Raw genomic sequence first — 9,433 nt, 5'->3', positions numbered from 1 at the left:
ATAAAAAATCCCGCCGGATATTTTTCCAGCGGGTTGTGTCTCGGGCGTGACTCTATTGTTACAGATAGAATAGAAGTCTTCCGCGGCTCCTATTCTACTTAATTTTAACAAATGTTAGTATATATTGTAAATTATTTCACCCTTAACCGTTGACCGACATAAATCTTATTCGCATCCGGGATACGATTAACTGTGGTCAATGTCTTAACGGACACACCGAATTTCTTACCAATTTTCGTCAGGTTGTCGCCCGCCTTTACGGTGTAGAATGTACCGCCGGATGGTGCGGCTCCTGATACCTTCAGGACTTGACCAACACGAATCATATTAACATCTTTAATACCGTTCACTTTCGCCAACTCCTTCACTGACGTATTATATTTCTTTGCAATTGCTGTCAATGTGTCACCCGCCTTAACGGTATATGTCGAGCCGGACGACTTGGCAGGTTTCGCCTTCACTGCGGCTTTGTTCCCGACCTTATCGTATTTCGTCAGCCCGTGGGCTTCGATTGTGGCGATAAGCTTCTTCGCATAGTTCGGGTCTGTCGCATATCCACCCTTTTGGATGGCGGCACAAGCTTGTACATAGTTCGTTTCCCCGACAACAGCCTTATAACGGTCAAGACGGTTATAGAGGTTCACAAGGTCTATGATAGAATCGCGAACAGACTTATACGCCCGGAACCCTGCTTTGATTGTTTTATCGACCCCGTTTAAAACCTCCCACGTGCCCATATGAACGGTTCCAGCGTTCCCGATACCTTTTATACCAAACAGGTTATTTGCACGCGTAGCAAGCCCGGATTTGCCCCAATTTGACTCATGTATGGCTTGTGCTGTGATAACTGAAGGTAAAACTCGACTTACACCGTATAATTTTTGTGCTTCACTTGCAACATTCTCCATGAAACTCATTCTTTTACACTCTCCCTCATTTGTTGTCTCATTTCATTTATTTGTTCGTCTGAAGCGGATTCAATCCATAGTTTTCTATCCTTCTGAAATTGCGCCCGCCAATATCCCGGCGGCTGTACGGTTGTCGCATTATCCGGTACGGAATCAGCCGGAACAATTTCAGGATAGTCGAAGATGAAATCCGAATCATATACGAATACTTGTATCATTTCCATTGCTCCAACCCTCCTAGTAAGGCACTGCCGCGTCTAATGACCAACTGGACACGGCGGACTGATTGTTTCCTGAAAAGCCGACAAACGCCAGTTTACCGTCAGTGTTGATATAAAATTTTGTGAAGCCTGTCGTTCCGTATGCTGTTGCCATGACCGCCTTTTTGTCTGACGGTGAATATGACGCGGGCAATTGTGCAAAGTCAACGCCGAGGTCACACGCCACGTCACCTTTTAGCATGAGGATGTTTCCCCAGCGGGTATACTGCGGTGTTCTTCCTGACGCCTTTGCTCCATTCAATAACGGAAGGTTATACCATGTGAGCGCCATAAAATCATTTTGTGTAAACAGCTGTCGCCAACCCCTGAATACATTGTCAGTGTGTATAACACCAATCCATGACGTATTATCATAGGAACGTGTCAGAACCAATTTCCGCAGACCGTTTGGCGCTGGTAGAATGTCGAGATAGTACCAAGAAGCGTCACCCGGTAACGGTAGTTGATTCCATCCTGTCCCATAATAAAAACCGGGTGGTGCGGTGAATATGCTGTCAGCTGAAGCCAACCGTTTCCGCATTCCTTCAGCATCCGTTAATGCATATTTCTGTGAGAAGTTTTGAACCCCGATAACATCCTGAAGCGATAGATTCGTTGTCTGTAAATCCTTTTGCAGCTGTGTCGCATCCGTAGCAGCTTGATTCCATTTCAAACGTTCAGAATCCGAGACGTGAGGTTTAGCATTTGCGATATGGTTCTTCAGGTTTGTTTCTGATGTCGTCACCCTGTCACTCATACCGTCCCACTTGGTACGGTCTTCAGACGATACGTGTTTGGTCGTGTCCTTTACATGAGCGTCCAAGACTCGGCCGAATGAATCAACGTCAGCCTTCATACTTTGAATTTGTTGGTCAGTTGCACCAGTTGACCCACCGTCCGCGGTATCCTCTAACGCTTGGACTTTTTGCTGAAGCGTCAGAATATCGTTCTTTATCTCATCTGACACGTCCATATGGTCAACGGTGTCCTGAAGCTTTGCCATCTTGTCTTTTAAATCTGAAATACTTGTTTTGACGCCTGTATCATCATAGGGCGGCGTCCGCCTTGACCCGAGTTCAATCAATTAGGACACCTCCACGATTGTGACGACTGTCTCAGTATCAGCGACTAGGTACACGTCAGGGCTTTGGCTATGAACCTTAAATGTTAGCGGGCTGTCGTTAGACGTGAGCGGCGCACCTGTAGTCGTCTCGACACCCTGCTTACCCCAATAAATGACACCCGAGTTAGGCGGGTAGATCGTCAACTCTCGGCGGTTTGTCAGTTTGCTAGAACCTGACTTTGCCATTACAGGCGTGACGCCTACACTCACCCCACCAACCCTAAAGTCATTCATTCCGGCTTCCCGAGTTGGTACAGGTTGTGTCGCCGGGATAGAAGACCCGCCGAGTGTGACAGGCTTATCTATCTCAACACTCCCAATATGCTTGTCGCCTGCCGCAAGCGGCGGTAACGCTGATATATCTACGGTTCCTGTCATCTGCCCAAGCTGAACGGTGTCAATGGACTGTGGTATAGATGACGCTGTAAATTTCTCAATCCAAGATTCGACCCGGACTTTTTCGGGCTGCACGATCGCGGCGTCAAGGTAGATTGTGTGATAGCCGAGCGGTCGCGCCAAAAGCTTTGTTGACCCCGGCGCTACGGCTAAAAGATAATTGTTAGGCGACACGCTCGGGCGCTCGTGTACGTACACGATCTGACTTGTGTTATTTGTTATGGCTGAATGGTTCGGCTTTGTGTCGTCAAAATAAACCGTTGTAATGTCGCCCGGTAGCATGGTGACGGTCTGTTCACGCCATGTACTCTTTTTATGGTCATCCCCCGGCTGTTTGACTAGTTCCGGCATTCTTGTTCACTCCTTTTGCTATTGTAGCGGCTTTCTTGATGTGGTTTGACGCGCTGCGTCCTTTCTTAATGGCTTTGGCTCCCTTAGAAACAGATTTGACAGCACGACCACCCGGAACAAAATCCATTGCGGTGGATGCTGTACCTTTCGCAACGTCTCCGACTGCTGGGAAGGCTTTCATAAAGAACACGATTGCAATGATAGCAAGCCCGAGAATAAGAGACCATCTGAACACGCCGAACATGATATTTGATAAATATGATTTGTCGTCAGTGCCTGAAGATGAAGAATCCCCACCTGTCGCCCCGGCTCCTGACGTTCCTTTGAATGTAATGTCCTTATCATCGTACTGGTGAAGGTTGTTACTGCTGATAATGCCGAGAAGCTTATTTACATAGTTAGGGTCTGTTGCATACCCTCCAGCTTTGATTCCCTTCGCATAGTCCTCAACGCTTTTTGCGTTCTTCAGCTTTGACGCATAACGCGGCTTGGATAATAGTTCCGCGTGGGCGCGTATGGAATCTTGATAGCTGTTGTACTTTGCAAAGCCATCCTTCACGTGATAGGTCTTACCGTTATATACTTCGGTCGTACCCATCGTGGCACTTCCTGCTGTACCTCTTCCCTTTATTCCAAATAGGTTCTTAGAGTAGTAGGCAAGCCCGGACAATCCGCCCGGGTTTGAACCGCCTGATTCTAACATGATTTGACCCAGTATGATGGATGCAGGGATGCCAGTTTCTTTCTGTATGGCTTGCGCGTCTTTGATAAACGGCTTTATATTTACGCCCATACTTCCACCTACTTTGTCAGGATTTTGATTTTCTGACCCGGTTTAATTTTGTTCGGGTCTTTGAGTTTGTTAAACTTGGCTGTTTCCATATACGCGGCTTTTGTACCACCCTTACCATATTTCTGCGTCAATTCTGACAACGTGTCACCTTTTTTCACCGTCACCGTTTTGTATTTTGGTGTAGACGGTTTTTTCGCTGGCGATGGCTTTTTAGCCGGGGTTGACGGTTTTTTAGCAGGTGTTGTCGTTTTGGCAGGTGTTGACGGTTTCGCGTTCTTCAGCTTTTCCAGTTCTTTATGAAGCTGGTCATTTTCTGTTTCCAAGTTGCTGTATTTCTTCGCTTGATCGGCAAGCTGTTTTGAAATGCTGTCCTTTACTTGGTCAACATACGTTTTGTTTTCCTTGCCAATATCGGTAATGGTGTCGATTACATCTGACTTAAATGATTCTTGGTTCTGCCCCAATTCATTTGCAAAGTTGTTTAAGGCTGTATCAACGCTACCTTCAATGAGAGATTGATTGTTTTGTAGCTGTGCCTGAACCAAGCTTGAATTCATAGGATTGCCATCCAAGTAATCACCCTCTAATGCTTCAGAAGTCACGTACTGTTCTTCCTCAGCAGGACGCCCACGCGTCACAAGGGAGACTAATAGAAAGACCCCAATTGCAACCGACCCGATAATGACAATATTCTTTTTGTTTAATTGGAATTTCTTTTTACCCGGGGAATGACCCCCGGATTCATGACCGACTTGTTCAAATTCCGCCATACCAATATAAGCCTCCTATCGGATCACCGAAATAATGATTCTTAGGGAAGTTTTCTTCATCTACCTGATTTCCGTTTAGATCGACTGTCGCTTTCTCAATACTCATGTTTGTTACTTTGTCGATCAATGCTTCTTTCGGAACCATCGGGTAAATGAAGTTGGCATGTGTTGGGCGTAATTCTTCAGCGTCTCCAATACCTAGCTGCGCGTCAGGTAGCTCCACTGGACGTGAAAGCTCCTGAAGCGCATGAACCCGGTTTTGAAGGTGATAGCCTTCCATCATGCCGCCTTACCTCCCTTGTAATACTTTGATGCCTGAAATTGAATTGCTCGCGATTGTGCTGATAATGGAAGTCGTAGACTTGGCATTTTTCAGGAACAGATAAATACCAATGAGAATCCCGATACCCGCAATCACGTCAAAAAACTTGTTAACCATCCACAAGACCTCCCATGATTTGTTTTACCTTGTCAACGTTCAGGACTGCCATACTTGCGAGAACAAGTACCAAGAACGTGTACGTTATTTTTTCATTTGTGAACATACCCAGCAGGATAACGAAAAAGAGAAAGGTGATAATAAACCGCATAGACTTTGTAAACTCTTGCATAGAATCACCCCTTTACTTCAAGCCAAAACCGCGTTTAAGACCGTTCCAAAACCCATCTATGAAACTGTCTTTAGCGGCTTTTTTGACTTTCTTTTTCTGCTCCGGCTTCATCTTTTGATACTTTTTATACGTGTCGTATCCTGTCGCTTTTTCAACTGCCTTTTTCGCTGTCTTTCCGGCTTCGTCGACGGTTTCTTTTGTAGATTCCCAACCATCTTTTACAACGTCCATCGGTGTAGAAATGTCAGGCGTCATTTTCTGTGCCATCTTTGACAGGTGTTTGCCGCCATAAAAGTCATCAAGAATAATCCATATGGCTGTGAGCGCCAGCGTGAAAAACAAAAGACCTTTTTCCATGTGTTATCCCTTCTTTTTGCGGCAGATAAAGAAGAACCAAAACACGATGATAATAACGGTGAGAACAAGAATTTTAGTCATTGCTTGACGCACCCCCGATTTTTGAAATAACCATTTTCAGATCGGTTAGAATTTCCCGTGTCTGTTCGTTATCCTTTGATTGTTTGAACATGAACCACGCGAGCATTACGCCCATGGCTCCGTTATTTAATAGGATTGAATAGATTTGCTCCACAAGTCACACCCCCTACACCCTTGCCGAGAATAGGAATACGACAAGGAACACAATGCCGAACCCCAGCAAGATTTGTTTTGATGTAATAGGGTCTTGCTTTACGTCATGCTCTTTTGCTGTGTCCTCATCATCGACAAGAGACATTTGATCTTCAGCTTCGGGAACTGTAGACGTTCGGGTACTCATAAACCCCATGTTTGGATATAAGTCTGCGGCATGGTAGAACATTTCACCTAGACCCATTTGTGATGGTGCGTTCATATAAATCCTCCTTCGTAGTAGTCAAATAAGAAAAGGAGGGAAAAGCCCTCCCGCGTGTATTAATGCAAGCGTGAAAGCTTTTCAGCAACGATTTTCACGCGCCCGCCTTTTTGAGTATTGAAGCGAATCCAAAACTCTGTAAGACGTTCGGTGTCAATATAGTCACGAGAGCCGCCGAGGTTTGGCAAGCCTTGGTTAGAGAAGTCAAACACATAAACCCCATCCGGTAAGACATAACCCAAGTCCGAATGATTTCGGGCTGCAAGTGCTGACGGCTTAATGCTGTAAGGGATGTCGGCTTGGTTAAATACCAATTCCAAGTTGCCCGCAAAGTCGCTGTCCTTCAGCGGGTTGCCTGACTCATCCGTAAAGTAAAACATGAGTTTACGGTAGATCGTCCCTGTCTGAAGCTTCACGATATTTTGACCGTTCCCGGTGAACTGTTCGCCTTTTTCGTTTACAAGCTTCAGGACAGAAATATCCGGCATAGCTTGTGGTACAGAAGGGACGGAGAACGTTTCAATTGTCGGCGTGATTTTCAATTGCTTCAGTGTAACGGTGTCTCCAGTAGCCAACTGATACGCGTCTTGCGCGCGTGCTGTATCAATCTGAAGGGAAACGGTTGTCTCCTCGTTTTGTAGCAAGATAAGACCGACCGGGTCACGTTGGTTTAAAGTTAATGGCAGCGCGACTTGGAATTTAATACGCGCGTCTTTACCTGACGTGCTCGCGGCTGTTTCAATGTAAGATAACGCCCGCGGACTTGATGCAGGTAATAGAACGTCTGGATTCAATCGGTTTAAGCTGTATAGGTGAAGGGCTTCGCCTGACACAACAAAAGGACGGAATCCACTGTTTAATTCCAGTGCAATATTTCTGATAATCTGGTATGGTGAAAATGGTTTAGTTGGAATTGCCGCGTTCTGCGATTTGAGAGAGACAGTCGCGTCAAATTCAACTAAAATTTGTGATAGCAGGCGTACTTTCGGTAGGTTGAATGATACCGTTTGTGCGTCCTCTGTCACTGTCTGTGTACCCATCATCTGCCATGTTTGGCGGGTAGCCTGCGAGAATAGTTGAGCCTTTGCCTGTGCTGATAGTTGCTGTTGAGTTGCCATAAATTAAAATTCCTCCTTAGACTTCTGCCGCGATTGTAGATACAACCGGGATATGATATTTTGCTGAAGCTTTCTTAATAATCCACATGAAAACCATCGTGATAAATACAGTAATGAACGTATGAACTAACCATTTAACCTTCATGCTTTTTTCCTCCTTATACTGCGTTTACTAATTGCGTCACACCGTTAACCGGATGCTTCGTGACAATAACCTTTGTTACGACAATGACCATCATTGTGAATAGCGCAATGACAATCATGTTCTTCAGCCCGACACCTGCAAATTTTCGTGTCTCCAAGTCATCACCTCCTTTAAAGCTTCAATTTTGCTAGTACCGGGTTTTGCATACCCACTTTCCAATACCAAAAATTGTGCCCGCCGGGTTGCTCCATAAATTGCGGCATCCCTGTTGCTTTCACAATCTTTTTACGGTCATCCGGGTTTTGCATGGTGAAAATGAAATAGTGTGAACTGTTGGCCATAGCAATGACCGGAATGTCTGTTGGGCGCTGGGTACAAGCCCAAACGACTGCTTCTTTCGAACGCCCGCGCGTGTATAAGGCTTTCAATTCTTTCGGGTAGTTATGGGCGCTTGGCGCGACTTCCATTAATTCGTCTATCCATAGAATCGTATTTTCACGCTTGTACACCCAGCTCATGAGCGCGTTGTAATATTCCGGCTCTAATTCTTCAGCGACCGGGCAATAGATAATTTTCGGCGTCTCGACCTCGGACACGTCTTCCAATCGGTGAACCACAGTAAAGTCCTTACCTTCCTGCAAGCCATGCCACAATTCCTGCCGTTTCTTGCGGCGCTCGTGTACTTCGCCTTTCGTATCAAGCTTTACCACATGGTCTTTCCCAGCGAGATATACCTCAGCGACAACCGATTTACCTGTACCGGTTTGACCACAGATAAAAACGTGTTCGTCATCGCCAATTGTCATTCGCATGTTTTCCACTTCCTTTCGTGCTGTAAGCTTTCACAACACGCTTCACGCCTTTACCTCTTTTCATAGCAGCCATGATGGACGGTTTCGGGATTTTGTCGTAAGGGATTTTCTCCACAACTAAAAATTCCTCGCCCTGTTCGATAATGTCCAAGTGTTCAAACCAATAACGGCTGTATTCATGCATGGGGATGTTGTAATAGAAGTCACCTTGCTTCAGCGTCACCATACCGGACATAGTCGATCATCCCCTCTAAATGGTTGAGGAATTTTAAGACATCAATATCCTCCGAAAGGGATGAGTTGATGTAAGGAGCCGCCAAATTGCTTACTAGTGGGTTCCCCAGATCGTTCAGCAGGCTTTTGATTAGTTCTTTCAGGCGCGCTTTCATTTCCTCGTTGTTCTGTTGGTTGTTTTGGTAGTTCTCGTTTTGGCAAGACATTTTTCTGTACCTCTTTCTTTTTAGGTTGTTTGGATTTCCACATAATGAATTTAGGTATAAAGATCGTAAAGCACGCAATGAGTAACGCTATATGGTCTGCATACTCACTGGCGACACCCGCCACGCCTTCAGACTTCGCCATGATGTTTGCGAGTGGCGTACATATCTGTTCGGCTTCATCGGCGGTTAATGCAAAGTCTTCCATCCCAGGTCGTGCTGCCACGATCGCGCTTGTCGTCAGTAACAGCATTTTCAGCTGGGATGAATCAACATTGCCCGCCGTCTTTTTCTTGGCTGCGCTTTTCTTTTTCGTGCCAGTACCAGGAGGGCGACCGCGTTTCTTTTTCGGCTGTTCCTCCTGGTCACTTCCCGGCACATCTACCATAACCACCCGAGGAGCGTTTTCGCTTTGCTTGGTGCTGGCTGTTCCTCTTCCTCCGGTTCCTCCACTTTTGGCGGTTCCGGTACTGGAATTTCCTGTGCTTGTCCCTGCGGCTGTTCCTTTGTTCCCATCAGGTTTTGGATGTCCTGTAGCAGATTCTTTGCCCATTTTGGCGCGTCCTCCTGTTCCTCTTTTTTCGGTGTTTCTTCAGCAGACGATTTTTCTTCTTTTTCTTCTAGTTCTTTTGGCATAGAAAATAAATCCTCCTTTTGTCCTATTTCTGTTCGATAAATTAAATAATATAGGAACATGTGTTCGATTTCAAGACAAAAAATAAAAATAAATGAATTAATTTCATATTTAATTATTTTTAGGCAAAATAAAAAGCCGGGAAAATGAATTTCCCGACTCTTTTAAAAGTCACACGACACATGCGGACGACTTGTATTTTTAATATAGTCCATATTTCTT

14 protein-coding genes are annotated in these 9,433 nt (G+C 45.4%); all 14 read right to left on the bottom strand.

What is annotated here, in order from left to right; all coding sequences use genetic code 11:
• Window positions 1–131: 131 nt before the first annotated feature.
• Window positions 132–908, bottom strand: a complete 777-nt coding sequence (locus ACFWZ2_RS42845; protein WP_376642730.1) for a glucosaminidase domain-containing protein — start codon at window positions 906–908, stop codon at window positions 132–134.
• A 5-nt stretch (window positions 909–913) separates the two neighbouring features.
• Window positions 914–1,132, bottom strand: coding sequence for a hypothetical protein (locus ACFWZ2_RS42840; protein ID WP_376642732.1), 219 nt, complete (start codon window positions 1,130–1,132; stop codon window positions 914–916).
• Between the two features lie 13 nt (window positions 1,133–1,145).
• Window positions 1,146–2,252 carry a hypothetical protein gene (locus ACFWZ2_RS42835; RefSeq protein ID WP_376642734.1) on the bottom strand — a complete coding sequence of 369 codons (1,107 nt, stop codon included), beginning with the start codon at window positions 2,250–2,252 and terminating at the stop codon, window positions 1,146–1,148.
• Window positions 2,253–3,038, bottom strand: coding sequence for a hypothetical protein (locus ACFWZ2_RS42830; RefSeq protein WP_376642735.1), 786 nt, complete (start codon window positions 3,036–3,038; stop codon window positions 2,253–2,255).
• The gene (locus tag ACFWZ2_RS42825) at window positions 3,007–3,831 is read right to left on the bottom strand and encodes a glycoside hydrolase family 73 protein (RefSeq protein WP_376642737.1); all 825 of its coding nucleotides are present in this window, start codon (window positions 3,829–3,831) and stop codon (window positions 3,007–3,009) included. The genes ACFWZ2_RS42830 and ACFWZ2_RS42825 overlap by 32 nt, the downstream gene beginning before the upstream one ends.
• An 8-nt stretch (window positions 3,832–3,839) precedes the next feature.
• Window positions 3,840–4,601 (bottom strand): LysM peptidoglycan-binding domain-containing protein, encoded by a 762-nt coding sequence (locus ACFWZ2_RS42820; protein ID WP_376642739.1) that lies wholly within the window; start codon window positions 4,599–4,601, stop codon window positions 3,840–3,842.
• Window positions 4,588–4,884 carry a hypothetical protein gene (locus tag ACFWZ2_RS42815; RefSeq protein ID WP_063336321.1) on the bottom strand — a complete coding sequence of 99 codons (297 nt, stop codon included), beginning with the start codon at window positions 4,882–4,884 and terminating at the stop codon, window positions 4,588–4,590. The genes ACFWZ2_RS42820 and ACFWZ2_RS42815 overlap by 14 nt, the downstream gene beginning before the upstream one ends.
• A 340-nt stretch (window positions 4,885–5,224) precedes the next feature.
• Window positions 5,225–5,569, bottom strand: coding sequence for a hypothetical protein (locus tag ACFWZ2_RS42810; protein ID WP_376642741.1), 345 nt, complete (start codon window positions 5,567–5,569; stop codon window positions 5,225–5,227).
• 247 nt (window positions 5,570–5,816) lie between these two features.
• Window positions 5,817–6,065: a hypothetical protein gene (locus ACFWZ2_RS42805; RefSeq protein WP_080467411.1), complete on the bottom strand. Its 249-nt coding sequence runs from the start codon at window positions 6,063–6,065 to the stop codon at window positions 5,817–5,819.
• Between the two features lie 59 nt (window positions 6,066–6,124).
• Window positions 6,125–7,183 (bottom strand): hypothetical protein, encoded by a 1,059-nt coding sequence (locus tag ACFWZ2_RS42800; protein WP_376642743.1) that lies wholly within the window; start codon window positions 7,181–7,183, stop codon window positions 6,125–6,127.
• 315 nt (window positions 7,184–7,498) lie between these two features.
• Window positions 7,499–8,140: a hypothetical protein gene (locus tag ACFWZ2_RS42795; protein WP_376642745.1), complete on the bottom strand. Its 642-nt coding sequence runs from the start codon at window positions 8,138–8,140 to the stop codon at window positions 7,499–7,501.
• On the bottom strand, window positions 8,118–8,366 hold the full coding sequence (locus ACFWZ2_RS42790; RefSeq protein WP_376642747.1) for a hypothetical protein: 249 nt from the start codon (window positions 8,364–8,366) through the stop codon (window positions 8,118–8,120). Before ACFWZ2_RS42790 ends, ACFWZ2_RS42795 begins: the two co-directional genes overlap by 23 nt.
• Window positions 8,367–8,416: 50 nt before the next feature.
• Window positions 8,417–8,971, bottom strand: coding sequence for a hypothetical protein (locus tag ACFWZ2_RS42785; RefSeq protein ID WP_376642749.1), 555 nt, complete (start codon window positions 8,969–8,971; stop codon window positions 8,417–8,419).
• Window positions 8,959–9,273, bottom strand: a complete 315-nt coding sequence (locus tag ACFWZ2_RS42780) for a hypothetical protein (RefSeq protein WP_377998110.1) — start codon at window positions 9,271–9,273, stop codon at window positions 8,959–8,961. The genes ACFWZ2_RS42785 and ACFWZ2_RS42780 overlap by 13 nt, the downstream gene beginning before the upstream one ends.
• Between the last annotated feature and the right edge of the window lie 160 nt (window positions 9,274–9,433).

This window comes from Streptomyces sp. NPDC059002, from assembly GCF_042740435.1.
In the GTDB taxonomy this organism is placed as follows: domain Bacteria; phylum Actinomycetota; class Actinomycetes; order Streptomycetales; family Streptomycetaceae; genus Streptomyces.
The sequence above is the reverse complement of the archived record's forward strand: the minus strand, read 5'-3'. Positions and strand labels throughout refer to the sequence as shown.

What these genes read in the sequence shown, in the direction of transcription:
- ACFWZ2_RS42845 (WP_376642730.1), bottom strand. Translation starts at nt 908, where the DNA reads ATGGAGAATGTTGCAAGTGAAGCACAAAAATTATACGGTGTAAGTCGA.
- ACFWZ2_RS42840 (WP_376642732.1), bottom strand. Translation starts at nt 1,132, where the DNA reads ATGGAAATGATACAAGTATTCGTATATGATTCGGATTTCATCTTCGAC.
- ACFWZ2_RS42830 (WP_376642735.1), bottom strand. Translation starts at nt 3,038, where the DNA reads ATGCCGGAACTAGTCAAACAGCCGGGGGATGACCATAAAAAGAGTACA.
- ACFWZ2_RS42825 (WP_376642737.1), bottom strand. Translation starts at nt 3,831, where the DNA reads ATGGGCGTAAATATAAAGCCGTTTATCAAAGACGCGCAAGCCATACAG.
- ACFWZ2_RS42820 (WP_376642739.1), bottom strand. Translation starts at nt 4,601, where the DNA reads ATGGCGGAATTTGAACAAGTCGGTCATGAATCCGGGGGTCATTCCCCG.
- ACFWZ2_RS42815 (WP_063336321.1), bottom strand. Translation starts at nt 4,884, where the DNA reads ATGATGGAAGGCTATCACCTTCAAAACCGGGTTCATGCGCTTCAGGAG.
- ACFWZ2_RS42810 (WP_376642741.1), bottom strand. Translation starts at nt 5,569, where the DNA reads ATGGAAAAAGGTCTTTTGTTTTTCACGCTGGCGCTCACAGCCATATGG.
- ACFWZ2_RS42805 (WP_080467411.1), bottom strand. Translation starts at nt 6,065, where the DNA reads ATGAACGCACCATCACAAATGGGTCTAGGTGAAATGTTCTACCATGCC.
- ACFWZ2_RS42800 (WP_376642743.1), bottom strand. Translation starts at nt 7,183, where the DNA reads ATGGCAACTCAACAGCAACTATCAGCACAGGCAAAGGCTCAACTATTC.
- ACFWZ2_RS42795 (WP_376642745.1), bottom strand. Translation starts at nt 8,140, where the DNA reads ATGCGAATGACAATTGGCGATGACGAACACGTTTTTATCTGTGGTCAA.
- ACFWZ2_RS42790 (WP_376642747.1), bottom strand. Translation starts at nt 8,366, where the DNA reads ATGGTGACGCTGAAGCAAGGTGACTTCTATTACAACATCCCCATGCAT.
- ACFWZ2_RS42780 (WP_377998110.1), bottom strand. Translation starts at nt 9,273, where the DNA reads ATGTTCCTATATTATTTAATTTATCGAACAGAAATAGGACAAAAGGAG.